Here is a 26,395-nt window from a genome sequence, read left to right as displayed (position 1 = left end):
GAAATGAACAAAAGCATACTAACCGCAGCCATTGCAGCATTATTATTAATAAGCTGTAACTCCACAAAAAAAACAACAAACGATTTAGCAGTTCAAACCCCGATAGTAACAACCTTAGATTTAACAAAGGTTGATAATGATAAAGTACCGGTAACTGTTAACCCAGGTAGATTTACAGTTGAAAAAGTAACATATAGGTTACCAAGAGTAGTCCAAGGAACTTATTCTGTAAGTGATTTTGGTAAATATGTAGATAGTTTTAAGGCTTTAGATTATGAAGGAAACGAATTAGAAGCTACAAAAGTTGATACCAATACATGGGAAATTACCAATGCCCAAAAATTAGATAAAGTAACCTATTTGGTAAACGATACTTTTGATATGGAAGTTTCAGGAGGAATTGGAGGAGATACCCCATTTTCACCAGCAGGAACCAATATAGAATCTACTAATTATGTATTAAATCTTCACGGGTTTGTAGGGTATTTTGATTCTTTAAAAAATAATCAATATAAATTAGATGTTGTTTCGCCTACTAATTTTAAAAGAACTTCAGCATTACAAGAAGTAGGAACAAAAACAAGCGAAGATGGTTCAACTTTAACTTCAAGCTATTTTGCTCCACGTTATTTTGATATTACAGACAACCCGATGTTTTACGGAGAACTAGATGTAGAAGAGTTCAAAGTAGGTGATATTAAAATTGTATTAAGTGTATACTCTCCAAACAAAAAGCATTCAGCAGAAAAGCTTAAAAAAGTTATGGAGAAAATGATGCAAGCACAAAAAGCATACTTAGGAAGTGTTAACAGTACTGCTCGTTACGATATTTATTTATATCTATCCGATGGAACTGAAAAAGCACCTAAAGGATTTGGAGCTTTAGAACATCACACATCAACAGTAGTAGTATTACCAGAAGCAATGCCAGATGAAGCATTAGCAAAAAGTATGATAGATGTAGTATCTCATGAGTTTTTTCATATTGTAACTCCGTTAAGTGTACATTCAGAAGACGTACATTATTTCGATTACAATCAACCAACATTCTCAAAACACTTATGGATGTATGAAGGAATTACAGAATACTTTGCTACATTATTTCAAGTAAATCAAGGTTTAGTAACAGAAGACGAGTTTTACAGTAAAATTATGGGTAAAATTAAAACTGCATCTTCTATGAACGACTCTATGAGTTTTACTAAAATGAGTGAAAATGTATTAGACGAGCCTTATGCTTCTCAGTACTATAATGTTTATCAAAAGGGAGCTTTAATCGGTATGTGTATTGATATTTTAATGCGTGAAGAAAGTAATGGAAATAGAGGCGTGTTGTCATTAATGAAAGAATTATCATTAAAATATGGAAAAAATAAACCATTTGAGGATGATAAATTAATTGAAGAAATTACTGAAATGACATACCCTTCAATAGGAGCGTTTTTGAATACACACGTAGTAGAAGGTACACCAATTAATTATAATGAGTTTTTTGCAAAGGCAGGATTAGTGTTGAATGAATCAAAGGTAAAAACAAATTATATTCAAAATGATGGAGCTATGATTGTTAGAGCAGACCAAGCGACAAAAACAATCAGATTTTCAGAAGCAGTAAAAGATAATAGCTTTTGGGCTGAAAATGGAGCACAACCTAACGATGCAATTAAAGAGGTTGATGGAGTAGCAGTAACAAAGGAAAGTGCAAACCAGATTTTTACGAAAATGTTTATGTGGCAACCAGGAAACGAAGTTGAAGTAAAACTAGAAAGAGATGGTAAAGAGGTAATTATTAAAACAACTTTAACTCAATCATACACAAAAGGAACTAGTTTAAAAGATGATCCTAATGCAACACAAAAGCAAAAAGAATTAAGAAAAGCTTGGTTAAAAGGGTAGTTTCCTTTTTTAATCAATAATTTTAAGACCAATATGTCTCAAAGACTATTGGTCTTTTTCTTTCTATAAATCAGAAGAAAAACATAAAAATAGTTTTCTTATTTTTGTTTCCATTAAATAAAAAAAATGTCTAAAAAACACATCGCAATACTTACCGTAATTTTGGCAATTTTAATTGATCAAATCAGTAAAATTTATATCAAAACACATTTCCAATTAGGAGAAGAAGTTATTGTTTTCAATGATTGGTTTAGAATTCATTTTACAGAAAATAACGGAATGGCGTGGGGCTTTGAATTTGGTGGTAAAGCAGGTAAGTTATTCTTAACTTTATTTAGAGTTGTTGCCGTTACAGGTATTGTGTATTGGTTATGGCAATCTATCAAGAAAAAAGCGCATACAGCCGTTATTATTGCGATAGCGCTAATTTTAGCAGGAGCAGTAGGTAATATTATCGATTCTGTTTTTTATGGTGTAATTTTCGATTCTTCTTATCATAATGTTGCTACATTTTTTTCAGATAACCCATATGGAGAATTGTTTCACGGAAAAGTAGTAGACATGCTATATTTTCCTATTTATGAAGGAGAAAGTTTTACCTTTTTCAATGCTATTTTTAACGGAGCAGACTCTTGGATAACTATAGGAGTAGCTTTACTGTTTTTATTTAATAAGCAAGCATTTCCTAAAGAAGAAAAAGAAACAAAACCAGCTTCATAAAAACACTTTAAATACTTTTCCTATATTTATAGAAAAAGAAATTAATGCGTTTACTAAAATATTTTGCTGTTTTTGCTCTAGGGTTTTTAATTGCTAAATTCTGGTACGGAAAAAAGGAAAAAAAATATGAGCAAGAAGAAATTCAGGTGGTTTTAAACGGAATTCAGAATCTAAGTAAGTTAGTGGTTTCAGAAGGGGATTTTTCTGAAATGTATAGCTTTACTGATGCAAAAAAGTATTTCTATGGATACGTTACCTTTGAAAAGAAAGCAATGCTCTCAGTAAACGCTAAGGTTGAGGTGGGGTATGATTTATCGGAACTAGAAATTCAAATAGATAGTGTTGGTAAACAAATTATCATCAATAAAATTCCTAAAGAAGAAGTTCTAATTTCTCCCGACATTAAATATTTCGATTTACAACAGAGTCAGTTCAATACCTTCTCTAAACAAGAGCTAAATAAGCTGAATGCTAAAGCTATTGAAAAGATTAAATCGACAATAACAGTTTCTCGACTACAAAAAGATGCTAAAACTCGTTTATTTGAAGAATTATCAAAAATTTACCAACTCTCTAAAATTTATAATTGGAAAGTTGTGGATAATACTAATTCTGGTGTTTTTGAACCTTTACTATTGAAAAATTAAAGATTAGTGAGGTAATTTCTTACTTAATACACCATAAATAAAAGCTCCTATAAGAGCTCCTAAGAGCACAATAATCATTGGGAGTATTCCTTGTCCAATCAAAACAAAAATGGGAGCAGGACAAGCGCCTGCTAATGCCCAGCCTAATCCGAAGATAGTACCACCAACTAAAGTTCTAATAAAACCTTTCTTTTTCTCTTTGATGTTAATTTGGTTTCCTAAGTAATCTTTAATTTTTCCACTTTTAAAAAAATACATAAATACAGCAGAGATAGTTACAGCAGAACCAATAATACCATACATGTGGAAAGATTGAAACTTGAACATTTCATAAATTCGATACCAAGAAACCGCTTCAGATTTAGACAAAATAATTCCGAAAACTATACCTATAACTAAAAACTTAAAATTCTTCATTTTAACCAAATATTAAAGGGAATAGTACCCAAATCATAATTAAACCACCAATAAAAAAACCAATTACAGCAATTAAAGAAGGTAATTGAAAGCTGCTTAACCCTGTAATAGCATGCCCAGAAGTACAACCATCAGCATAACGAGTTCCAAAACCAATTAAAATTCCTGCAATTAATAAAATAGCAAAGCCTTTTAGGGTTAACATATTATCAATACTAAAGATTTCATTTGGTACATATGTTTTTCCTGCATCAGCAAACCCAAAATCAGCTAATTCATTTATAGTTGTAGGATTTAAGTCAACTCCTGATGTAGCAGATAAATAATTAATAGCGATATAACCTCCAATTAATAAACCAACTAAAAAGAAAATCGACCAGTCACGTTCTTTCCAATCTTTCTTAAAATAATCAGAAACTCTACCTGCACCAACCATGGTACACATAGTTTCTAAGTTCGTTGATACCCCAAAATTTTTTCCGAAGTAAAAAAACAAAAAAAGTACTATGGCAATAAGCGGCCCAGATACATACCAAGGCCATGGTTGTAATATAAAATCCATTATAATATGTTTTTTAAATAAGTGATAACGGTTTTTGTTGCTCCCACATTTTTTGAAATGTAATTGTGGTTAACTTTCCCCATTTGCTCTCTTAGTTTTTTGCCTGATTTCAATAAAGCAAAATTACTAGAAAATTCGTTAGTATTTGTAACGGTCTTTGCACCTCCTATTTCAAGTAAATCAATTGCTTCTTGAAACTTATTGTATTTATTACCACCAAAAATAACTGGAACACCATATGTCGCTGGTTCTAAAATATTGTGTAAACCAGTAGCGAGTCCACCACCTACGTAAGCTACATCAGCATAAGAGTAAATTTTGGTAAGCAACCCAATTGTGTCAATTATAAAAACTTGATAATTGGATAGTAGTTTTCCTTCTTTTTCAGAAAAAAGAATCGTTTTCTTATTGATTAAGCTCTGTAGTTCTTTAATCTGTTTTTGGTTGATGTTGTGTGGAGCAATAATAAACTTTTCGTCATCAGTAGCGTTATTATTAATGTAATTGATAATCAATTCTTCATCTTCTTTCCAAGTGCTTCCTGCAATTACGGTATACTGACTGTTTTTAAACTCAGAAATAAAACCTAAAGAGTTGTCTTGTTGTAAAATATCGTATACACGATCAAATCGAGTATCACCAGCAATAGTTACATTGTAAAAATCAATAGAATTTAATAGTTTTTTAGATGTTTCGTTTTGCACAAAAAAGTGATTAAACGCCGTCAATTTTTCACGCATAAAACCTCCATACCACTTAAAGAAGGGTTGTTTTTTTCTGAAAATTCCTGAAATTAAAATTGTAGGAACATCATGCTTTTTTAATTCAGAAAGGAGGTTAGGCCAAAACTCATATTTAATCATAATAGCCATGTCAGGATGCACTAGTTTGATGAATTTTTTAACGTTCGATTTAGTGTCTAAAGGTAAATAGCATATGACATCAGCTAGTGGATAATTTTTTCTTATCTCATATCCCGAAGGAGAAAAAAAGGTTACTACAGTTTTATAATCTGAATAGTGCTGTTTTAATTCTTCAATAATAGGTCTACCTTGCTCAAACTCACCTAAAGAAGCAGCATGAAACCAAATTACTTTATCGGTTTTGGAAATACTGTTGAGTTTAGAAAAAGTATCTTTTCTCCCTTCATAAAACAGCTTTATTTTTTTGTTGAATAAAGCTACAAATGGAAGTAAGATAGATACTATGGCAAGAAGTAAATTGTATAAAAAATTCATTATGCGAATTTATGAAATAAAAAAATCAGTGAAGTTACTCACTGATTTTTTTATTCTATGTTGAAATATGTTATTATTCCATTTCAAAATCTTCCATGAACTTAGTGGTATAATTACCAGCTACGTAATCTGGATGATCCATTAATTGTCTGTGGAAAGGAATAGTTGTTTTTACACCTTCAATAACATACTCATCTAATGCACGTTTCATTTTGTTAATCGCTTCTTCACGAGTTTGTGCAGTAACAATTAACTTAGAAATCATTGAATCGTAGTTTGGTGGAATCATATACCCCGCATATACGTGAGTATCGATACGAACACCATGACCACCTGGCGCATGATAAGAGGTTATTTTTCCTGGAGCAGGTCTAAATCCATTATAAGGATCTTCTGCATTAATTCTACATTCAATTGAGTGTAATTGTGGCTTGTAGTTTTTACCAGAAATTGGCACACCAGCTGCAACTAAAATTTGCTCACGAATTAAATCGTAATCAACAACTTCTTCAGTAATAGGGTGCTCTACCTGAATACGTGTATTCATTTCCATAAAGTAGAAATTACGGTGTTTATCTACTAAGAACTCAACAGTACCAGCACCTTCATACTTAATGTACTCAGCAGCTTTAACAGCAGCAGCTCCCATAGCATCACGTAATTCTTCTGTCATGAATGGAGAAGGAGTTTCTTCAGTTAATTTTTGGTGACGACGCTGTACTGAACAATCTCTTTCAGATAAGTGACAAGCTTTACCGTAAGCATCACCTACTACTTGAATTTCAATATGGCGAGGCTCTTCAATTAACTTCTCCATATACATATCATCGTTACCAAAAGCTGCTTTTGATTCTTGTCTTGCAGAATCCCAAGCATCTTTTAAATCTTCAGCTTTCCAAACAGCGCGCATTCCTTTACCACCACCACCAGCAGATGCTTTTAACATAACAGGGTACCCTGTTTCTACAGCGATTTTTTCACACTCTTCAAAAGTGGTGATTACACCATCACTACCTGGTACACATGGTACACCAGCAGCTTTCATGGTAGCTTTAGCATTTGCTTTGTCTCCCATTCTATCAATCATCTCAGGAGAAGCTCCGATGAACTTAATTTCGTGCTCTTCACATAATTTTGAGAATTTAGCATTTTCAGCTAAGAAACCATATCCTGGGTGAATTCCGTCAGCGTTTGTAATCTCTGCCGCAGCAATGATACGATCCATTTTTAAATAAGACTCGCTACTTGGTGCAGGTCCAATACAAACAGCTTCATCAGCAAATCGTACATGTAAACTTTCAGCATCTGCTTTAGAGTATACAGCTACTGTTTTAATACCCATCTCTTTACAGGTTCTAATTACACGTAGCGCGATTTCGCCTCTATTGGCAATTAATATCTTTTTAAACATGTCTTTTAGTTTATGAGTTTATTGGGTTTAGCTGTTTAAGAGCTTAGCTATGTGCTAAACTTCTAAACGTAAAACTTCTAAACCAAAAATTATGATGGGTCTACTAAAAATAATGGTTGATCAAATTCTACAGGAGAAGAATCATCCACTAACACTTTAACGATTTTACCAGATACTTCTGATTCAATTTCGTTAAATAACTTCATTGCTTCAATGATACAAACAGTATCACCAACTTTTACTTCTGTTCCTACTTCAGCAAAATTAGGCTTGTCTGGAGAAGGCTTTCTGTAGAAAGTACCAATGATAGGTGATTTTATAGTTACATATTTTGAGTCGTCTTCAGTGTTGGCAGGAGCAGCTGCAGCTGGTGCTGTTGGTTGAGCAGCAGGAGCAGGAGCCATCATTTGAGGAGCTTGAGCCATAGGAGCAGCAGCTTGAATAATAGTAGTTTCAGCAGCCTCGCTTCCAGTTTTAATGGTGATTTTAATATCTTCCATTTCTAACTTTACTTCACTTGCACCTGACTTAGCTACAAACTTTATAAGACTTTGAATTTCTTTAATGTCCATTTTCCTAAATTTTAGTTGTTTAGTTATGAGTTATATGCCCATTTTAAGTAGATAGCTCCCCATGTGAAGCCTCCACCAAATGCAGCAAAAATTAAATTATCTCCTTTTTTTAACTCTTTTTCATAGTCAGCAAGCAATAATGGTAAAGTAGCAGAAGTAGTATTTCCGTACTTATGAATATTCATCATTACTTTATCATCTTCTAAGCCAACTCTATTAGCAGTAGCTTCAATGATTCTTTTATTAGCTTGGTGTGGAACTAACCACTGAATGTCATCTTTTGTTAAGTTGTTTCTGGTCAACATTTTTTCAGAAACATCAGCCATGTTAGAAACAGCAAACTTAAATACAGTTCTTCCTTCTTGATGAACAAAGTGTTGCTTATTTTTAACTGTGTCTTCTGATGCTGGTAAAATTGACCCACCTGCATCAATCTTTAAGAATTCACGACCAATTCCGTCGCTTCTTAAATACTCATCTTGTAACCCTAAACCGTCGTTGTTAGGTTCAAATAAAACAGCACCCGCACCATCACCAAAAATGATACAAGTAGCTCTATCGCTATAATCAATAATTGATGACATTTTATCGGCACCAATTAACAATACTTTTTTATATCGACCACTTTCAATATAACTTGAGGCAGTGGACATACCATATAAAAAACTAGAACAAGCAGCTTGTAAATCATAAGAGAAAGCATTTACGGCTCCTATCTTAGACGCAGTATAAGCAGCTGTTGAAGCTACAGGCATATCTGGAGTAGCAGTTGCTACAATAACCATGTCGATATCTTCAGGTTTTGTGTTTGATTTTTGAAGTAAATCTTCTGCTGCTTTTATAGCCATGAAAGAAGTTCCAAGACCTTCACCTTTTAAAATCCTTCTTTCTTTGATCCCTGTTCTGGTAGTAATCCATTCATCATTGGTGTCCACCATTGTTTCTAGCTCTTTATTGGTTAGAGCATATTCTGGAATATATTTTCCTACCGCTGTTATAGCTGCAGTTATTTTAGTCATAGTTGTTTGTTTTGTAGTAAAACGAGTTTTCAAAGTAATGAAAATTATTTCACTTTTTTGTAGAAAAAAACATCAAAAAGAGTATTTTTTGATGTAAAAACATAAAAAAACCCTCAAAGTAGAGGGTTTTTTAATTTTTTAAACTAGTTTCTAAGCCTCAGCAGCAGCACTTTCTAATACTACTTGACCTCTGTAATAAAGTTTTCCTTCATGCCAGTGAGCTCTGTGGTATAAATGAGCTTCTCCAGTTGTAGGATCAACAGCTATTTGAGGTACAGAAGCTTTATAATGAGTTCTTCTTTTATCTCTTCTAGTTTTAGATATTTTTCTCTTTGGATGTGCCATTTTATGTCTTATTTATCTGTTAGTAAATCCTTTAATTTATCCCATCTAGGGTCTGTTGATTCTTCCTCAACAGTTTTTTCTTCGTTTATTCTTAATTCTTCTAATTTTCTTAAAGCATCTGATTGCATAGTGCCATCAACAACATCTGGATGTATCCTTTTGCTAGGTACTGATAACACAATTAACTCATATATGTATTGAGATACATTTACTTGATAAGCTTCGTGTGGAAGTATCAAAATTTCATCGTGTTCATCATTAAACTCAGGTCCAAACTTAACAACTAAATTTAAATTACCATTAATTGGTAAGTCAAATAACTCGTTAGTAATATCACAAGGAACATTAACTGTTCCGCTTATGTCAAAAGATAGCTCCAATAAGGTGCTTTTTTTAACAAGTGTAATATCAGCTTTTACATTAGCGTTGTTAAACTCATCAAACTGAAATGCTTCAAAGAACGTTTTGTCAATTTGATATTCAAACAAATGACTTCCTTCTTTTAAACCTACAAAAGGTATGTTGAATTGTTTTAAGTCTTTCATCTACAACTATCAATTTGAGCGTGCAAAGATATAAAAAATGTTTTTACTTTTATGTTTTGAGTAAAAAAAATGAACTATTTTGCTTTTAATGCGTTTTTTGTAAGTTCTTGATACTCTTTTCTGTTCTTAAATATTTGTAATGAGGTAAATAAGGCTTCTTTAAAAGACGTAGGATTAGCTTTGTTTTTACCTGCAATATCAAACCCAGTTCCATGGTCTGGAGAGGTTCTTACTTTACTTAATCCGGCAGTAAAGTTTACACCATTTCCAAAGGATAAGGCCTTAAAAGGAGCTAAACCTTGATCGTGATACATGGCTAAAACTCCGTCAAATTGTTCATAGGTTTTTGAACCGAAAAAACCATCGGCTGCATACGGACCAAAAACTAATTTACCTGACTCTTTAATTTCTATAATAGTTGGACGGATAATTTCGTCGTCTTCAGTACCAATTATACCATTATCACCACAATGTGGATTTAGTCCTAATACTGCAATTTTAGGCTTACTAATGTTAAAGTCTTGTTGTAACGAAGTATACATTGTTTCGACTTTAGACTTAATAAGTTCTGGAGTAATTGTTTCAGCAACTTTAGATACAGGAATATGACCAGTAATTAAACCAATACGTAATTCATCAGTCATTAAAATCATTAAGCTTTTTCCATCAAAGTTTTCTTCTAAATACTCTGTGTGACCTGGAAACTTAAACTCTTCAGATTGAATATTTTCTTTGTTAATAGGGGCGGTAATGATAAGATCTATTTGGTTCTTTTTTAAAGCACCAACAGCTGCTTGTAATGATTTTAAGGCGAATTTACCTCCATCTTCAGTTATCTTACCTAAATCTATTTTAACTTCTTCTTTCCAGCTATTTAATAAATTAACCTTTCCATGTACAAGTTTATCTAAAGAAGTAATTCCATGGATATTAGTATTAAGTCTTAAAGCCTTTTTATGGTATGAAATTAGTTTGTTTGAAGCAAATAAAACAGGAGTGCAAAAATCAAGCATTCGTTTGTCTTCAAATGTTTTTAAGATAATTTCGATACCAATTCCGTTGATGTCCCCAACCGAAATTCCGACAATAATTTTGTTAGCTTTATCCATAGTTTACTTTCGTAGGTAAAGTTGTATTTTTGATGCTAACAAAAGTAACTAAATTTTTATAGAATGTTTACCGGAATAATAGAAACTCTTGGAATTGTTAAAGGTATTGAGCGTGAAAAAGAAAATTTACACCTCACAATAAAAAGTACAATAACCAATGAATTAAAAATAGATCAGAGTGTAGCACATAACGGTGTTTGTTTAACAGTTGTAGCAATTGATAAGGATGAGTATACTGTTACAGCTATTAAAGAAACGTTAGATAAGACCAATATAGGTGATTTACAGGTAGGAGATGAAGTAAACCTAGAGAGAGCAATGAAGTTAGGAGCTCGATTAGATGGGCATATTGTACAGGGACATGTTGACGGAACAGGGACATGTAAAAGCATAGAAGATGCAGATGGAAGTACAGTGTTTACTTTTTCATATGATTTTGATGGTACAAATGTTACTATTGAAAAAGGTTCAATTACTATAAATGGAGTAAGTTTAACGGTGGTGAACTCTAAAAAGGATGAATTTAGTGTAGCCATCATTCCATACACGTATGAGCACACAACCTTTAAAAACTTTAAAATAGATACTAAAGTTAATTTGGAATTTGATGTAATTGGTAAATATGTTGCTAGACTTCATGGCTTAAGAGAATAGATTGAAATTATAAAAAGAATAAAATTGCACTAAAACTATGGAGGTATTTAAGTCTATAGCCTTATGTTTTTCAGGAGGAGGATATAGAGCAGCTTGTTTTTCTTTAGGAACATTATCGTTATTGGAAAAAGTAGGATTGTTAGAAAATGTAAAAGCAATTTCTACAGTTTCTGGAGGAACAATTACTGGGGTTAAGTACGCACAATCACAGATTGAAGGAAAAGATTTTCAGATTTTTTTTGATGAGTATTATAAATGGTTATCAAAGGATGAATTGACAAGCAATGCATTGAGTCATTTAAGATGGCAGTTAATTTGGAATCAGCCAGAGAATAAGCATAAGCGAAAGAATCCGATTAATGCCTTTGCTATTGAGTATAATAAACTAACAAATCAAGCAACATTAGGGCAAGTTCAAGAGGTAATTAGTCAAGGTAAAACACATTTAGAAAGGGTAGTTTTTAATGCTACTGATTTTGATAGTACACATCAGTTTAGATTTCAAAATATAAAAGGAAACCAAAAAAGGTTTGGAAATGGAAAAGTACATAGTAAATATAAAAGAGTAATAGATGATATAAAGTTGGGGGATGTAATTGCAGCTTCCACAGCTTTTCCAGGAGGGTTTGAACCCATGGGGTTTCCGTATGATTTTACCCCAAAGCATAATGATTTAGAAGAGGTAGGGTTGATGGATGGTGGTATTGTAGATAATCAAGGAGCTTCTGTTTTTGTGTCAGAAGCACAGAATCAATGTGAAGGGAAACCCGAACGTCATGATTTATATTTCTTGTGTGATGTTTCTTCACCATACCCTGGAGAAGGCTTTAAATTTGCTTCCGATTCATGGTTTAGTAAATATGTGTCTTATGTATCTAGTGCTTTTACTTTATTGTTAGTGTTGATAGCTACTGTATTTTTTGGAGTGCAAAAAATGATGGTTTGGTATACGATAAGTGTTGTAATATTAGCTTTTTTGATATTTATTCATTTTTTGTTTTTCTCATTATCCAAATTAATGCAAGATGAAACAGGTGTAGATCAAAGATTATATTTACCGCCAAGAAGAGTAGGCTTTTATATACTTAACAGAGCAAAATCTTTGGTTCGCATGGCAAGTGTGGTTTTTCTTAAAAATGATAGAAGACAACACGCAAATGCTATTTATAGTACTTTTCCTAATAAAATAATTACATCTACAGTGTATGAGTTACGATGTAAAGACGCTTCAGGGAATCAAACAACTCGACCAGAGAACGAGAGAGGTTGGGAAGAGATAATGAAGCATACAGGAGAAATAAGTAAGGCAATTATTAAAAATTCACATAAAAGTACATCATTTGGTACTACTTTATGGTTTACAAAAAAAGATAAGGAAAAAGATATGTTAAACACTGTTGTTGCTTGTGGAGAGTATACAGCCTGTTATAACTTATTATCATATCTAATTATTCAATATGGTGACAGAGCTACAGAAATGCCAGTTTTTAAAGAATTATTATCTCTTTGGAAGAAATTTCAAGAAAACCCCAAATTTTTAGTAGAAGAACGTCAAGGAAAAATAAAGACCATGAACAAATAAATATTCATGGTCTTTTTATGTTTAAAAAACTAAGACTTTTATCGTGTCAACAATAGTTTTAACAACTTTGTTTTTAAAATGCCCTAAGCTTATTTTTGATATTCCAACAGCTTGTAAAGTTTTCATTTTAAATAAGTCTTTTTGACTTTCTACTAGCCATTCAAAATCTTCTAGGGTAAGTTTACCTTGTGCGAGTAAAGAAGTCCATCTTTCTAGTTTGTCCTTTGATTCATTTAAAAATAGTTCAATGTCTTTTTTTGACTCTTGTGAAAACTCACCAAACTTTTCACTAAATAATGAGACTAATGATTTTTTTAATTCTTGTAATATTTTTTCGAAATCCATAGCAGATTAATTGTTTGAAAGAAGTTGTAATAATTGATTTTTAGTAGCAGGCTCTTTTTTACTTTCATACTGTAGTAAAAGGTTAAGAGCTTCAGCTATTTGTCCTTTAGCTTCTGTAATAAAAAAAGGTGAAAGTTTGTCTTTTTCTTTCCATCGTTTTAAAAAGCCAGCAAGTAAGTTTTTGTCTTGGTCTGCTAATAATAACCACATTTTATAGGTTATCTCGTTGTTAGGTTTGTATTTTTCGTACTCAACAATTTTGGCAATCTCATTTTGTAACTCTTCAACTTCCTTGCTGTTTTCCTGATAAGAGTTTTCAGCTTTTTCTATGAGTTGAGTAGCGTCTATTTTTATTTCAATAGTTTTTTGAAATGAGTATTGATCGTAAGGAGCTGTTTTAAGAATACTGCAAGAAGAAAGAAAAGCAGTAATAAGCATTAAAATAAAGAAGGGTTTGTTGTTTTTCATTTTTATAAGTTAGGTTAATTTTTAAAGCAAGTAAATTTAATACTTTACGAATCATATATGAGGGGAAAAAACACCCAGAAAAAAGAAGTGTTTTTCAGGAATAACTACTTTAATATATAGTTATTAGTTGTTTTTATGATAAAAGTCATGAAAATCAACAAGTTATATTCGTATCTTTGGGTAAGGTGTAAATCAATAAGTTATGGATATATCAGTCTTTTTACTAAAGTTCTGGGGGTGGTACTGTATTATTTTCTTTTTTATACTAAGTTTTAACCCTAAAAGAGTAAAACAAATAGTAGATAATTTACAAGATGCTCGGTTTTTAATTATTCTTTCATTGTTTGCTATTTTAATAGGTTTACTTAACGTGTTAGCTCATAATATATGGGAAGCAAATATTAAATTGTTAGTAACCTTATTTGGTTGGTTGGCTTTAATTAAAGGTATTATCCTATTTACTTTTCCTAAACAAACGATTAGTTTACTAAAACAAACCAATTTAAAATTTATACAAGCTATATATGTGTTGTTGTTTTTCTTAGGATTGTTTTTGTTGAATGAAGCTTATGGTATAGTTCCTTTTTAACCAAATCTAAATAGAAATGAAAAAAAAGATTTTACTACTAACCGATTTTTCTGAAGCATCATACAATGCAATTGAATATGCTTTGGAGCTTTTTAGGACAGAAAGATGTAGCTTTTATGTATTAAATGTTTTTAAAACAACATATAATTTAATAGAAGATTTAGTTCCTCCTCAACCAGGAGAAAAGGGGTATGATGAACCAAAGAAAAAATCATTAGAAGGACTTAATAGGATATCAAACTTAATAGCATCAAAAGAAGAAGGGAATCCTTTTCATGAGTTTGATTATATATCACAAAAAAATAAATCTTTATTGAATGCAGTCGAGGAAATAGTGGAGCAAAAAGATATAGAAATGGTTGTTATGGCGACGAAAGGATTAACTAATGATGGTAGTTCTGTATTTGGAAGTAATGCAATACAGGTAATGGAGAAGATTCGTAATTGTCCTGTTTTAGTAGTACCAAAACAAGCTAAGAAGCAAATACCAAAAGAGATTGTTTTTCCTACGAGTTATAAAACCCATTATAAAAAAAGAGAATTAGATTATTTAATAGATATAGTTGGAACTTGTAATGCATCTTTAAGAGTATTACATATTGCTAATAATGATGATATAGATAAAAATCAAAAGGAACATAAAGAGATGTTAAATGAATATTTTGAAGGATTAAATTATTCTTTTCACTCACTGTCTTGTGTTACAGTATCTACGGCTATAAAATGCTTTGTAGAAAGTAGAGAAAGCGATATGGTGGCTTTTATAAATAAAAAGCACGCGTTTTTTGATACTATATTTTCTAAACCATTAGTAAAAGAAATAGGGTATAAATTAAAGGTACCTGTGTTGGTGTTACATGATTTAAGAAACTAAAAAAACAAAACAATGAAAAACATAGGAGTTTGGTTAGACAAAGAGAAAGCTCTTGTTATAACCATTGAAAATGGAACAGAGAATATGAAGACGATACCTTCTAATATAGAAACGTTTCGCATTCATGGCGGATCAGGAACTCGATTTAAGGGAGGTCCTCAAGATGTAGTTCAAGATAGTAAGTATTTAGAGAGAGAAAAACATCAAACAAAAAGATATTTTAATAAGCTTGCAGAAGAGGTTAATAGTGCTGATTCACTAGCCATTTTTGGTCCTGCTGAAACTTTTGAAAAATTCAAGAAAGAGCTAGAAAGCTCTCATCAAGAATTAGATGCGAGGGTTAAAAAAGTGCAAAGAGTTGATAGTATGACTGACAACCAAGTAAAGGCTTTGGTTAGAGATTTCTTTAACAATGGAAACTAATCCAAATAAAATAACAATAGTAAAAGCTTCTGGTGAAGTTGCACAGTTCTCTTTAGCTAAATTAAAAAAATCACTTAAAAGAACTGGGGCAGATGATACTTTAGTATCAGAAATTATAGAAATAGTTCAAGGTGAATTGTACGAAGGAATAACAACTAAAGAAATTTATAATAGAGCCTTTGCTTTACTAAAGAAAAAAAAGAATGTATTTGCTTCAAAGTATAAACTTAAAAAAGCAATATACGAACTTGGACCTACAGGTTATCCTTTTGAATATTTTATAGCAGCAGTTTTAAAATACTCAGGGTATAAGGTGAAAGTAGGAGAAATTTTGCAAGGGGAGTGTGTACAACACGAGGTTGATGTGTTAGCTCATAAGAATAATGAAACTACTGTTGTAGAGTGTAAGTTTCATAGTGAACAAGGTTTTGTGTGTAATGTAAAAGTTCCTTTATATATACATTCCAGGTATAATGATGTTAGAAATTATTGGAATACTTTTAATAAGCATAAAACAACGCTAACTCAAGGTTGGGTAGTAACAAATACCCGATTTACAGAAGACGCTACACAATATGGTAATTGTGCAGGTTTGTATTTGCTAAGTTGGGATTACCCGAAAGAAAATAGCTTAAAAGATATAATTGATAGGCTGGGGTTATATCCAATAACGGTTTCTACACTCTTAACTAAAAGAGAAAAACAGTTTTTGTTAAATAGAGATGTGGTGTTATGTAGAGAATTGATAAAAGACAGCTTTTATTTAGATCATTTAGGTGTTTCAGACACTAGGAAAAGTAGAATTTTATTAGAAATACAACAATTATGTAGTGCTTAAAAAGGAAGGAATATGCTAAATTTTGCAAAAGTTCATTTTTTAGGAGCAGCTGGTACAGTTACAGGTTCAAAGTTTTTGATAGAAGCTTGCGGAAAGCAAATTATGGTTGATTGCGGTATGTTTCAAGGTCTCAAAGAACTTAGAGAATTAAATTGGGCAGAGCTTCCTTTTGATGTAAAAAAAATAGATGTTGTATTATTAACTCATGGGCACTTGGATCATGTGGGGTTTTTACCACGATTATATAGGCAAGGGTTTAGAGGCAGAATTATAGGAACAGCTCCAACATTAGCTATTGCGGGAATTATATTAAAAGATAGTGCTAAAATACATGAAGAAGAGGCGCAAAAAGCTGCCGAAGAAAATTATAGCAAACACAATCCAGTGCTTCCTTTTTATACAATTGCTGAAGCAGAAAGTACAGTAAGTTTATTTCAAGTTGAAGAAGAAGATAAATGGGTTTCTTTTTCTGAAGAAATCTCTTACAGGTTCCAGTACAATGGACACATTATAGGAGCTACTTTTATAGAATTAGATATAAATGAAAAAAGATTTGTGTTTTCTGGAGATGTAGGAAGAGTGAATGATTATTTGTTGGAAGCTCCCAAAAAGCCAGCATGGGCAGATTATCTTTTTGTAGAAAGTACATATGGTCATAAACTACACCCAAAAGAAGATATTGAAGAAATTCTATCAACGTTAATTAAAGAAACAATTGTAAATAAAGGAAATTTAATCATTCCTAGTTTTGCTGTTGAACGATTACAAATGTTAATGTATGTTTTATGGAAACTGTATAAGAAAAATAAAATACCAAGCATACCGATTTTTGTAGACAGCCCTATGGGAAATAATGTTTTAGAGGTTTTTAAAAGATATCCTCAATGGCATAAGTTACCTATGGATGAATATGATGCAATGTGTAATCATATAAATATTGTTGAATCATATAGGGAAACATGGGAAACTATAGATGATCCTAGGTCAAAAATAATAATCGCAGGAAGTGGAATGGTAACAGGAGGTAGGGTTTTAACCTATTTACAACAACTAATAGATGAACCAACAACAACAGTGTTATTAGTAGGGTACCAGGCAGAAGGAACAAGAGGAAGGCAGTTACAAGAAGGGTGTCATGAAATAAAGTTTTATGGAAAATATTTTCCTGTTAAAGCAAGAGTAGAAAGCATAGAAAGTTTATCAGCACATGCAGACCAAGGAGATTTATTAAGTTGGTTAAGTGATATTAAAAACATACCAGAAGAAGTATTTCTTATACACGGAGAACAAACAGCTTTAGACGCTTTTAGATTGAAAATACAAAAAGAAAAAAAATGGAACGTTTGTATTCCAAAACTATATGCTATAAAAGAGTTAATGATATAGAAGTTTAACTTAAAAACTAACTCGATGAAAACAAAAAAAACACAATTAAAATATGTTGAGTGGTTAAGTGCAGAAGATATGCACTTAACATCAAAACAATGGTTGTCTGAACTTTCGTTTTTAAAAGATGAACAGCTTTTTTTTGAAGACTTAATACGGAAATATATTTTCGAACTTATTACTCCAGATCAATTTAAAAAAACAACTAAAATAGTAGAATCGCTGAGTGACTCAAGAAAAAGAACTGAGGAGTTAATTAAACTTGTTGAAGCTCATGAAAGAGGATTAGAGGTTATGGTTGATGGAGTTGATGAGATGATAGAGGAAGAGGTGTATAAAAATGAACACAGAAGATTAATAGTAATGTTTAGTGAGTTTTTAAAAGAGTATAAAGATTTAAAGCAAACAATTTTTACTACGGTAAAAAAGATAGCCAAGTCTGAAAAAAAAAGATTAAATCAATAGGAAATAAAAACGGAGCTAAACATTTAGCTCCGTTTTTTTATAATTTTAAGAAGCGATATAACGCTTTACTACCCATAAAGGAACATGTAAATCATGAGTAAATAACTCTTCAGTAACACTTCCTACTAAAAGAGAAGTAAAGTTGTTGTGCCCTTTATCGGCAACAAACAAAATATCAGTTTTGTCTTTTTCGGCAACAGCTCTTATTTTTTCAGGAATGCTATCTTCTCCAGCTGAAGCTTTTATGGTTTCTATGTTTGTAGCTTTAGTTTTGTTAAGTAATTTTTCAAACTGTAATCCAACATGTTTTTCCACTTTTTCTCGAGCCTTATCTACTTTGATATATGGGAAAAATAATTGAGGAATTTTAAAAACATTTAGTGCTTTTAAAGTAGACTCTTTCTTTTTATTAATAGAAGAAGCCGTGTTAAAAGCTTTAAGAGAAGCTGAAGAAAAATCGGTTGCAACCATAAGGTTTTCTGGGTTTAGGTTTGCTTCCTTAGGAATAGAAAGAATGTTACACTTTGCCATTCGTAGCAGCTTTCCTGAAACTGATCCAGATCCTTTATAGGTGTTTTTATTACCTAAAACAATTAAATCAGCATGGTATTTATTAGCAACATAGCTAATTAAACTTTCAGTATAGGCATCATCAGAAACTAATAACTCATAATTACAATCAGCATCAAAATACTTACTAATGCTGTTGTCTAATTCTTCTTCAATAATATCTTCAATGCTTATATTTTCTAACTGTTCAGAAAATAAATTACTTATTTCATACTTTTTTACATTATGAATAAAATATACATTTTCTGTTTCATGGTTTTTAGCAAGCATGCTACAGTATTTAATAAGTGTAACATCTAGTTCAGAAAGGTCTAAGGCTACTAGTATATTTTTAATTTTCATAATTTAAGATTTTTGTTTTTTTGAATCTATTAATCTTTTCACAGTTTCCTGGTATTCTTCCTTCTCTTTTTGGTTTAAACGCTTAAGGTGTTCTTTGTAGTCTTCTCTCAATCCTTTAAAAAGAGAGTAACACATTAATAACAAAAGTAAGGTAAAAGGAAGACCTGTGGCAATAGAAGCTGTTTGGAGTGCTTTTAAACCTCCTCCTAATAATAAAACGGCAGCTACAGCACCTTCTGCAAGTGCCCAAAATATTCTTTGTCCTACAGGAGCGTCTATTTTTCCACCTGAAGTTAAGCTATCAACTACTAAAGAACCAGAATCTGATGAGGTAACAAAGAAACTAGCAATAAGTATAATAGCAACAATATTTAAAGCCATTGAAAAAGGGAAGTCTTCTAAGAAAACAAAAAGAGCGGTAGCAACATTATCATTTACGCCCTCTGCAATAGTAGGGTCTCCACCTAAAATTTCGTGTAACGAGGTTGCTCCAAAAGCAGTAATCCAAAACAAGGTAATTAATGTAGGAACAATTAATACTCCAAGAATAAACTCTCTAATGGTTCTTCCTTTAGAAACACGGGCAATAAACATACCTACGAAAGGAGACCAAGCAATCCACCATCCCCAATAGAAAATAGTCCATGAGTTTTGCCATTCCGTTCCAGTATAGGCTTCAGCCCAAGTGGAAAGATTAATTAAATCGTTAACATAGCTACCTGTGTTTTGTACAAATGATTTTAAGATGAAAATAGTAGGTCCTAAAATTACTACAGCGAGTAATAAAAGTACAGCAATACGCATGTTCATTTCACTTAAAAACTTTACTCCTTTATCAACTCCTGAAACTACAGAAATGGTAGCAATTAATGTAATTCCGACAATTAGCCATATTTGTAATGAAATACCTGAATCTAAACCAAAAACATGTTCTAAACCAGCAGCAACTTGCTTAACACCAAGCCCAAGAGAAGTTGCTAACCCAAAAACAGTAGCTAGAACAGCAAAAATATCTATAATATCACCAATTCTACCGTGAATTCTATCTCCTAAGAAAGGATAGAATACAGAACGAATTGTTAATGGAAGCCCTCTGGAGTATGTAAAATAAGCTAAAGATAAACCAACCAAAGCATAAATTCCCCAAGCATGCAATCCCCAGTGTAAAAAAGTAACATTCATGGCTTCTTTGGCGGCGGCTGCAGTATTAGGATCAGCTAATGGAGGAGAAGAAAAATGATAAACAGGTTCAGCAATACTCCAAAAGAGTAGTCCAATACCCATACCAGCACTAAAGAGCATTGAAAACCAAGAAGTTGTTGAGAATTCAGGTTTTGCTTTTGCTCCACCTATACGTAAACTTCCGTATTTACTAAAAGCTAAATAAAGCATAAATGTAACAAAAATGTTTACGGATATAATGAATAACCAACCAGTTTTGTTAGCTATAAAATTTTGTGCTGTATCAAAATATGATTGAGCTCTTTCTTTAAAAAGTAAAGTTAAAGCTACACTTAGTATTATTACTATTGAAGATGTGAAGAATACAGGCCCGTTAACTTCAAGTCCAAAGATTGATTTCCGTTCGTCACTTCTAATTATTTTTTTTGCTTTTTTCATGTGTTAATGTTTTGCACTATTTATTCTATTAAAAATAGTATCCGATATTTATGTTAAATCTCATGTCCCAATCAGCATTAGGTGTTCCGCTAGCTAAAGCATTTGTCCATACTGGGCCTAACCAAGGATGATCTTTTCCTGCTGCAAAATCTACATAAGTATAAACATTGCCGGCAGTTACTAAGAAGCCAAATACATTCATTAAGCTGTCTTCAAAATTTACAGCTGCTTTATCCATATAGCCAAAGTCATTATAAACTTGTATGCTAGAAATAGGTTTCCATTTCACAGGAAAAGTGTAAGCAGCACCTAAGGTATATGTTGTTGCCTCTGAAGCAGTAAGGTAAGGAGCTCCGTAAGCAGTTAAAGCAATAAGATTGCTATAGGTAGTGTTCTTAGTGTTGTATTTATAAGTAGAAACTTGAGCTTTAGCATCAAAGTTTTTAGCATTTAGTTGATAGTGTAAGGCAAAAGCATGATGGCTAGATGTATCTTCAGTATCTAAATTATAGAGACCTCCATATTGTGCAGAAAGCCCTATTTTGTGTTGAATGTTTTTATTACCGAAGTGATAATTTACTTTACCATTTAATTGATTTGTTTCCTTGTATCTTAAATCTAGATTACCATCTCCATCAATGTCTATAGAGGCAACATCGTACGAATATCGGCTATCAGAAACATCAGAGTTGCTTCCAAAATTTAGTTCTTCAGCATTTTTAAAAAAAGCCAAGGCGTATTCCCATTTTTCTCCTTTATGTGTAAATTTTACTCCCATATCATGATCGTCTTCTAGTCCTAAGTAGTAGTTAATACCAAAAAACCAACTATGAGAGTTGTATTGAGTAATACCAAAAGGCACTTGCGTTAACCCTAATTGGATATTGTCTTTTTCGTTAAAGTCATACCCTAACCAACCTTGTTTAAGCATACCGCCACCAAAACTTTGTGAATAAAAGCGGTATTCAGCATTTAGCTTTATTCCTTTATATTTTGCTTTAGCATTAATTCTGAAGACGTCGAAACCGAAATCGCCTCCACGCTTTTTTTGACCGTCTTTCCAAGAAGATAGATTGTAGTTAAATCGAAGTGCTCCGCCAATTTTAACCTCAGGCTTTTCTTGTGAAAACATAACTGTAACAAAAGAAAAAGCAACTAAGACTAGGCTTTTTTTTGTGAAATTCATTGTTGATATTAATAAATGTGAAGAAAGCGTACTCGTAAAAGCACATTTTCAAGTGAAAGGATAAGAGAAAACTCTTTCTAGCTTAAAAAAATGGTAATTATTTTGAAGGAGGAATGAATTTATCTGATTGATTCCTAAAAACTAAAAAGTTAAAACTGAATACTCGTTTATTCTTTTTGTCTTTGAGTTTTTTTATCATAAGACTGCAAAGTTACTAATTAAAATGGGGTTTTCAAAAAAAGAGAGTATTGGAGTGTTAAAATTTTTAACTAAAATTAGAGTTAGTGGTTCTCATATTTAATTCTATTTTTAGAATATGATAAACAAAACAAAAGTAGTATTAATACTACTTTTGTTTTACTTTTATTGGATTTCAATAATTTTTTTAGGTTTTTGTTTTGTTTCTTCCTTTTTATGAAGGTTTAGTTTTAAAATACCATTTTCGTAACTAGCCTTAATATCTTGCTCTGTGTTGATAGATTCAGGTAAGCTTAAAGATCTTTTAAACGAATTGTAACTAAACTCTTTACGTGTATAATCTTCTTCTTTTTCTTCAACTTCATGTTCTTTTTCTCCACAAACGTTAAGTACATTGTCATCAATAGTTATTTCAAAGTCTTTTTTTGAAAATCCTGGAGCGGCAAACTCGATTTCGAAGTTGTCATCCTGTTCCTTAACATTCATAGCGGGCATTAAACTATCTTCTTCAAAGAAGTTAGTGTTAAAAAAATCATCAATGTCTAAAACGTTTCTTAAACCTCTGTTAGTCCATAAAGGTAACCCTCTTCTTTTTTCGTTAAATTTAATAAGTGACATAATCGTTAATTTTTGTGTTAAACTTAATTTGGACAACTAAATTATGTATTAAATATTTTTTTTAAAATGATAATTGTCAGATTATTATATATTTTAGAGGAGGGTGGGATTTGTTTTTTAACTAGGGATAACTAAAAGAGGAATGTTTAAATGAAACCCTATTTGGTTAATTTTTGATTTGAAAAATAAATTTTCAAAAAATGAACGCTTATTATTAATCATTACCAATAAGTTTACGCGTATTTTTAATTGGAAGTTTTCAATGGCTCCTGTTACACTTTGATTTTTTATGTCATGAAAAAGGAGAGCTATATGCTCAAAAAAGGGTTCTAGCATTTTGCGATTTCGTTCTTGTTCTTCTGATAAATTATTTTCATATTTTACATTTAAAATATTAACTCTAGAATGATATGTAGAAGCAATATTTAGTATAGGTTGTATGTGTTTTTCTTGAAAATTAATTTCATAATCTGAAGGGAATAATATTTCATGAGGAGCTTCGAAAGAAAACTCACTAGGGATTGCTAGTACAGGGCATTTAGCGTTTTTTAAAACATGTATTGTGTTAGAACCAAACAAAACCTCCTTGACCCCAGAGGCACCCTTAGTCCCCATAACAATCATATCTATTGTATTATCACTACAAAGCTCATTAATTTCTAAGGGCAGTGTGTTAAATGCTGAAGAGGATAAAAAATGATGTTTAGGGTTATTAAATTGATTTTGAATTCTTTTTAAAACTTCTTTGAGTTTAGTTTCGGATACTTTTTTCATGGTATCAACTAACTTATACTGAGATGAGCTTACAGTTGTATAGTCGTATTGAAAAATAATTGGAGTATATGTGTTTAATAAATGAAAAGTACAGGTTTCATCCTTAAATAATTGTAAGGAATATACTATGGCATTCCACGCATTTTCTGAAAAATCTGTAGGAATTAATATTTTTTTCATGACATCATTTTTAAGTTATTTTACTAAAAATATATCATAAAATGAATGTAGGCAATGATATATATCAGATTAACTACACTAACAGTTTTTACTTGTGTTTAATTTACATTTTTGTAATACTTGATTGCTCTTAGATCCGTACCGATAAATGGTAATACCTTTAAGTTCATATTCCCAAGCTGTTTTATAAATTTTTGAAATCTCATTAACAGTAGTTTGTTCAGGTAAATTAATAGTTTTAGATACAGCATTATCGGTGTGTTCTTGATATTTTTTTTGATGTTTTAAATGGTATTGCCAAGGAATATCTAAGCTAGTTTGAAAAATAGCTTTAATTTGTAAAGGAATTGTGTCTGTATTTTGAATACTTCCATTTTTTAAAACTTCATTTTTTAGTTCATTGTTCCAAAGTCCTAATTTTTTCATCTTTTGAATAAATAGCTCGTTTATTTCAATTTGAGTTTGATTATCAAGAATACCAACTCTTTTGTATGCCAAAGCAAATAAAGGTTCAATAGAGTACGATGTATTAGCAATTACAGAAATAGTGCCAGTTGGAGCAATGCTATTACAGGTAGCATTTCTTAAAGGAATGTTGCTAAAAGTACTTTTACTCCAATTAGGGAATACACCTTTTTCTTTCGCTAAATTTTCAGAAGCTCGGTAGCTTTCCTTTTTAATGAAGAGCATAAGTGAATCTGCTAAATTTAATGCTTTTTCTGAAGCATAAGGAATTTCTAGTAAAATTAAGAGTTCAGCCCATCCCATGATGCCTAAGCCAATTTTTCTATTGTTTTTTACAATAGATTCAATTTCAGGGAGTAAATAATAATTAGTTGTAATAACATTGTCTAGAAAACGAATGGCAAGTTGAATGGTTTTTGATAAACTATTCCAATCTAAAGTGTAATAACTATTTTTTTTAATAACCATTTTAGAAAGGTTAATAGAACCTAAATTGCAACTTTCAAAACTTAATAAAGGTACTTCACCGCAGGGATTAGTAGCTTCTATACGTCCAATAGATGGAGTTGGGTTATGTTTATTTATTGTGTCTAAAAAAATGATTCCAGGGTCTCCTGTTTTCCAAGCTTCATTTATAATAAGATTCCAAAGAAACTGTGTAGGTACTGTTTTGGTAACTTTGTTTGTTCTAGGGTTAATTAATTCCCAACTTTGATTGTTCTTTAGAGCATGCATAAAAGCATCAGTAACTCCTACTGAAATATTAAAGTTTTCAATTGCTTTTTTTGAAGACTTTGATGTTATAAATTTTTCAATATCAGGATGACTAATATCAAGAATCCCCATATTTGCTCCTCTTCGTTTCCCTCCTTGTTTTACATATTCTGTAGCGGTGTCGTACATTTTTATAAAAGCGATAGGACCTGGAGAGGTTCCACTATTAGAGCTTACTAAATCTTTTTCAGGACGCAGTTTAGAGAAGTTAAAGCCTGTGCCACCACCACTTTGATGGATTAAAGCAGCATTTTTTAAAGTAGTAAAAATACTATCTAAGTTATCTTCAATAGGTAAAACAAAACAGGCACTTAACTGTCCTTGTCTTGTTCCAGCATTCATAAGTGTTGGAGAATTGGGTAGAAACTTTAAGCTTTTTAGAAGATGATAAAATTGCTTTCTGTAAAAAGTACTTTTTTTTTCACAACTTGAAATACATTGTGCTACCCGCATAAACATTTCATCAGGAGTTTCTATTAACTCTCCTTTTTTGTTTCTTAAAAGATAACGACTTTTAAGGATTTGAATAGCATTTTTTGTAAGTGCATCCATGTAAAAGTTTACTTTTAATACTAGGTAGCTAAAGATATTTATTTTATGTAGTATAAAGAATGATAAATATCAGTTCAAATAATAGAGTTTTTTAAGTGTTTAACTTTTGTTTATTCTTCGTGAAGAACAAGAAAAGGAATATTAGTATGGTAACTAATATGTTCTGTTTTAGAATGAAATAGAATTTGTTGGAAGTAATTTAAATTCTTTGCTACCATTGCAATAAGGTTCGTATTTCTGCTCTCAACAAAACACTGTATTCCTTTTTCTACCTTTGTATTGGTTAAATAATGATATGTGTAATTGAAACCATAAAAAAAATCACTTATAAGGTCTTTATGTGTTTTTTGATCTGTATTTAATTGTTCTTCTTTTTGACCGATATGTAAGATTCGTAAGGAAGAGTTGTTGTTCTTTAGAATATCTAAAATAGGCTGTAAAACACTTATTTCATAAGAAATAGCAAAATCTGTTGGAAAGGCAATTTCTTTTAATCCTGAATATGTTGCGTTTTTAGGAATTATTAGTGTAGAACATTTTACTTTAGTAATAACATCGCCTGTATTACTTCCAACAATATATTCTTTTAAAACAGAAGCTCCTTGAGCCCCCATAATTATTAAATCTATTTTTTTTTCTAAAACATGTTTGCGAACAGATTCTACAAAAAAACCGTAGTTGGTAAGTGTAAAAAACTTATGGTTTTTATTATGAAATAGCTCTCTGGATATTCGTTTTAATATTTCTTTTAAGCGTTTTTTTGTTGGTCTTGTATATAACTCTTCTAAGTCATTTTGTTTGGATAAAGGTAGGATGTTGTCTTTTTGAAAGTCAAGAATGTTGTTGTTAACATGTAGTATGTAAAAACTACAGTTTCTTTCAGCAAAAAAACTAATTCCGTATTTTAATGCATTCCATGAGTTTTCGGAAAAATCTGTTAGAAATAAGATATTTTTCATTTTAAACCTCTCTTAGCCTAAACAAACCTAAAAGGAAAAATACTCATAGGAA

The 26,395-nt window shown here is 31.4% G+C and carries 29 protein-coding genes; 11 read left to right on the top strand and 18 right to left on the bottom strand.

Annotation, left to right across the window (positions count from 1 at the left end; translation table 11 throughout):
* Window positions 1-3 precede the first annotated feature (3 nt).
* From VBY68_RS07845 to VBY68_RS07835, 3 genes are all read left to right on the top strand, one after another.
* Window positions 4-1,896 carry a M61 family metallopeptidase gene (locus tag VBY68_RS07845; RefSeq protein WP_415269399.1) on the top strand — a complete coding sequence of 631 codons (1,893 nt, stop codon included), beginning with the start codon at window positions 4-6 and terminating at the stop codon, window positions 1,894-1,896.
* A gap of 126 nt (window positions 1,897-2,022) precedes the next feature.
* A complete protein-coding gene (locus VBY68_RS07840) occupies window positions 2,023-2,616 on the top strand; it encodes a lipoprotein signal peptidase (protein ID WP_121148620.1) in 594 nt (197 codons plus the stop codon).
* Window positions 2,617-2,660: 44 nt separating this feature from the next.
* Window positions 2,661-3,263 carry a DUF4230 domain-containing protein gene (locus VBY68_RS07835; protein WP_415269398.1) on the top strand — a complete coding sequence of 201 codons (603 nt, stop codon included), beginning with the start codon at window positions 2,661-2,663 and terminating at the stop codon, window positions 3,261-3,263.
* A 3-nt stretch (window positions 3,264-3,266) separates the two neighbouring features.
* Here the strand turns inward: VBY68_RS07835 and VBY68_RS07830 are convergent, their stop codons facing one another.
* From VBY68_RS07830 to pdxA, 9 genes are all read right to left on the bottom strand, one after another.
* Window positions 3,267-3,680, bottom strand: a complete 414-nt coding sequence (locus tag VBY68_RS07830) for a DUF6691 family protein (protein WP_121148624.1) — start codon at window positions 3,678-3,680, stop codon at window positions 3,267-3,269.
* Window position 3,681: 1 nt separating this feature from the next.
* Window positions 3,682-4,242, bottom strand: coding sequence for a YeeE/YedE family protein (locus tag VBY68_RS07825; protein ID WP_415269397.1), 561 nt, complete (start codon window positions 4,240-4,242; stop codon window positions 3,682-3,684).
* Window positions 4,242-5,480 (bottom strand): 3-deoxy-D-manno-octulosonic acid transferase, encoded by a 1,239-nt coding sequence (locus tag VBY68_RS07820; protein ID WP_415269396.1) that lies wholly within the window; start codon window positions 5,478-5,480, stop codon window positions 4,242-4,244. The genes VBY68_RS07825 and VBY68_RS07820 overlap by 1 nt, the downstream gene beginning before the upstream one ends.
* Before the next feature lie 73 nt (window positions 5,481-5,553).
* Window positions 5,554-6,891 (bottom strand): acetyl-CoA carboxylase biotin carboxylase subunit, encoded by a 1,338-nt coding sequence (accC, locus tag VBY68_RS07815; RefSeq protein ID WP_415269395.1) that lies wholly within the window; start codon window positions 6,889-6,891, stop codon window positions 5,554-5,556.
* Between the two features lie 89 nt (window positions 6,892-6,980).
* On the bottom strand, window positions 6,981-7,463 hold the full coding sequence (accB, locus tag VBY68_RS07810; protein ID WP_099214637.1) for an acetyl-CoA carboxylase biotin carboxyl carrier protein: 483 nt from the start codon (window positions 7,461-7,463) through the stop codon (window positions 6,981-6,983).
* A 23-nt stretch (window positions 7,464-7,486) separates the two neighbouring features.
* Window positions 7,487-8,482, bottom strand: coding sequence for a beta-ketoacyl-ACP synthase III (locus VBY68_RS07805; RefSeq protein ID WP_099214636.1), 996 nt, complete (start codon window positions 8,480-8,482; stop codon window positions 7,487-7,489).
* Between the two features lie 150 nt (window positions 8,483-8,632).
* Entirely contained in the window at window positions 8,633-8,827 is a 195-nt protein-coding gene (gene rpmF, locus VBY68_RS07800; protein ID WP_047789948.1) for a 50S ribosomal protein L32, read from the bottom strand.
* A gap of 8 nt (window positions 8,828-8,835) precedes the next feature.
* Window positions 8,836-9,372 (bottom strand): YceD family protein, encoded by a 537-nt coding sequence (locus tag VBY68_RS07795; RefSeq protein ID WP_099214635.1) that lies wholly within the window; start codon window positions 9,370-9,372, stop codon window positions 8,836-8,838.
* A 74-nt stretch (window positions 9,373-9,446) separates the two neighbouring features.
* Entirely contained in the window at window positions 9,447-10,481 is a 1,035-nt protein-coding gene (pdxA, locus tag VBY68_RS07790) for a 4-hydroxythreonine-4-phosphate dehydrogenase PdxA (protein ID WP_121148630.1), read from the bottom strand.
* Between the two features lie 63 nt (window positions 10,482-10,544).
* Between pdxA and VBY68_RS07785 the strand changes: the two genes are divergently transcribed.
* Together VBY68_RS07785 and VBY68_RS07780 are read left to right on the top strand one after the other, a co-directional pair.
* Complete coding sequence (locus tag VBY68_RS07785) at window positions 10,545-11,135, top strand: riboflavin synthase (protein WP_415269394.1); 591 nt, start codon at window positions 10,545-10,547, stop codon at window positions 11,133-11,135.
* Between the two features lie 37 nt (window positions 11,136-11,172).
* Window positions 11,173-12,717 carry a patatin-like phospholipase family protein gene (locus VBY68_RS07780; RefSeq protein WP_415269393.1) on the top strand — a complete coding sequence of 515 codons (1,545 nt, stop codon included), beginning with the start codon at window positions 11,173-11,175 and terminating at the stop codon, window positions 12,715-12,717.
* 21 nt (window positions 12,718-12,738) lie between these two features.
* Here the strand turns inward: VBY68_RS07780 and VBY68_RS07775 are convergent, their stop codons facing one another.
* Together VBY68_RS07775 and VBY68_RS07770 are read right to left on the bottom strand one after the other, a co-directional pair.
* Complete coding sequence (locus tag VBY68_RS07775) at window positions 12,739-13,062, bottom strand: hypothetical protein (protein ID WP_099214631.1); 324 nt, start codon at window positions 13,060-13,062, stop codon at window positions 12,739-12,741.
* A 6-nt stretch (window positions 13,063-13,068) separates the two neighbouring features.
* Window positions 13,069-13,530: a hypothetical protein gene (locus tag VBY68_RS07770; RefSeq protein WP_099214630.1), complete on the bottom strand. Its 462-nt coding sequence runs from the start codon at window positions 13,528-13,530 to the stop codon at window positions 13,069-13,071.
* Window positions 13,531-13,732: 202 nt separating this feature from the next.
* Between VBY68_RS07770 and VBY68_RS07765 the strand changes: the two genes are divergently transcribed.
* The 6 genes from VBY68_RS07765 to VBY68_RS07740 are packed head-to-tail and all read left to right on the top strand — an operon-like array spanning window position 13,733 to window position 18,105.
* Complete coding sequence (locus tag VBY68_RS07765) at window positions 13,733-14,119, top strand: hypothetical protein (RefSeq protein WP_124589608.1); 387 nt, start codon at window positions 13,733-13,735, stop codon at window positions 14,117-14,119.
* A 16-nt stretch (window positions 14,120-14,135) separates the two neighbouring features.
* Window positions 14,136-14,993, top strand: a complete 858-nt coding sequence (locus VBY68_RS07760; protein WP_099214628.1) for a universal stress protein — start codon at window positions 14,136-14,138, stop codon at window positions 14,991-14,993.
* 12 nt (window positions 14,994-15,005) lie between these two features.
* Entirely contained in the window at window positions 15,006-15,416 is a 411-nt protein-coding gene (locus VBY68_RS07755; RefSeq protein WP_099214627.1) for a hypothetical protein, read from the top strand.
* Window positions 15,406-16,254 carry a restriction endonuclease gene (locus VBY68_RS07750; RefSeq protein WP_099214626.1) on the top strand — a complete coding sequence of 283 codons (849 nt, stop codon included), beginning with the start codon at window positions 15,406-15,408 and terminating at the stop codon, window positions 16,252-16,254. The genes VBY68_RS07755 and VBY68_RS07750 overlap by 11 nt, the downstream gene beginning before the upstream one ends.
* A gap of 12 nt (window positions 16,255-16,266) precedes the next feature.
* Entirely contained in the window at window positions 16,267-17,640 is a 1,374-nt protein-coding gene (locus VBY68_RS07745; protein WP_415269392.1) for an MBL fold metallo-hydrolase RNA specificity domain-containing protein, read from the top strand.
* 24 nt (window positions 17,641-17,664) lie between these two features.
* Window positions 17,665-18,105, top strand: a complete 441-nt coding sequence (locus tag VBY68_RS07740; protein WP_124589602.1) for a hypothetical protein — start codon at window positions 17,665-17,667, stop codon at window positions 18,103-18,105.
* A 45-nt stretch (window positions 18,106-18,150) separates the two neighbouring features.
* On the opposite strand, the gene VBY68_RS07735 is transcribed toward VBY68_RS07740, so the two are convergent.
* From VBY68_RS07735 to VBY68_RS07705, 7 genes are all read right to left on the bottom strand, one after another.
* Complete coding sequence (locus tag VBY68_RS07735; RefSeq protein ID WP_124589600.1) at window positions 18,151-19,017, bottom strand: universal stress protein; 867 nt, start codon at window positions 19,015-19,017, stop codon at window positions 18,151-18,153.
* A gap of 3 nt (window positions 19,018-19,020) precedes the next feature.
* Window positions 19,021-20,637: a BCCT family transporter gene (locus tag VBY68_RS07730; RefSeq protein WP_099214622.1), complete on the bottom strand. Its 1,617-nt coding sequence runs from the start codon at window positions 20,635-20,637 to the stop codon at window positions 19,021-19,023.
* Window positions 20,638-20,665: 28 nt separating this feature from the next.
* Window positions 20,666-21,823 (bottom strand): hypothetical protein, encoded by a 1,158-nt coding sequence (locus tag VBY68_RS07725; RefSeq protein ID WP_415269391.1) that lies wholly within the window; start codon window positions 21,821-21,823, stop codon window positions 20,666-20,668.
* A gap of 363 nt (window positions 21,824-22,186) precedes the next feature.
* The gene (locus VBY68_RS07720; protein ID WP_415269390.1) at window positions 22,187-22,639 is read right to left on the bottom strand and encodes an Hsp20/alpha crystallin family protein; all 453 of its coding nucleotides are present in this window, start codon (window positions 22,637-22,639) and stop codon (window positions 22,187-22,189) included.
* 117 nt (window positions 22,640-22,756) lie between these two features.
* On the bottom strand, window positions 22,757-23,593 hold the full coding sequence (locus tag VBY68_RS07715) for a universal stress protein (RefSeq protein WP_415269389.1): 837 nt from the start codon (window positions 23,591-23,593) through the stop codon (window positions 22,757-22,759).
* A 78-nt stretch (window positions 23,594-23,671) separates the two neighbouring features.
* The gene (locus VBY68_RS07710; RefSeq protein WP_415269388.1) at window positions 23,672-25,384 is read right to left on the bottom strand and encodes an adenosylcobalamin-dependent ribonucleoside-diphosphate reductase; all 1,713 of its coding nucleotides are present in this window, start codon (window positions 25,382-25,384) and stop codon (window positions 23,672-23,674) included.
* A 110-nt stretch (window positions 25,385-25,494) separates the two neighbouring features.
* On the bottom strand, window positions 25,495-26,343 hold the full coding sequence (locus VBY68_RS07705; protein ID WP_415269387.1) for a universal stress protein: 849 nt from the start codon (window positions 26,341-26,343) through the stop codon (window positions 25,495-25,497).
* Between the last annotated feature and the right edge of the window lie 52 nt (window positions 26,344-26,395).

Source organism: Tenacibaculum ascidiaceicola, assembly GCF_047470925.1.
Taxonomy (GTDB): Bacteria; Bacteroidota; Bacteroidia; order Flavobacteriales; family Flavobacteriaceae; genus Polaribacter; species Polaribacter discolor.
This window is presented reverse-complemented; position numbering and strand designations above follow the sequence as displayed.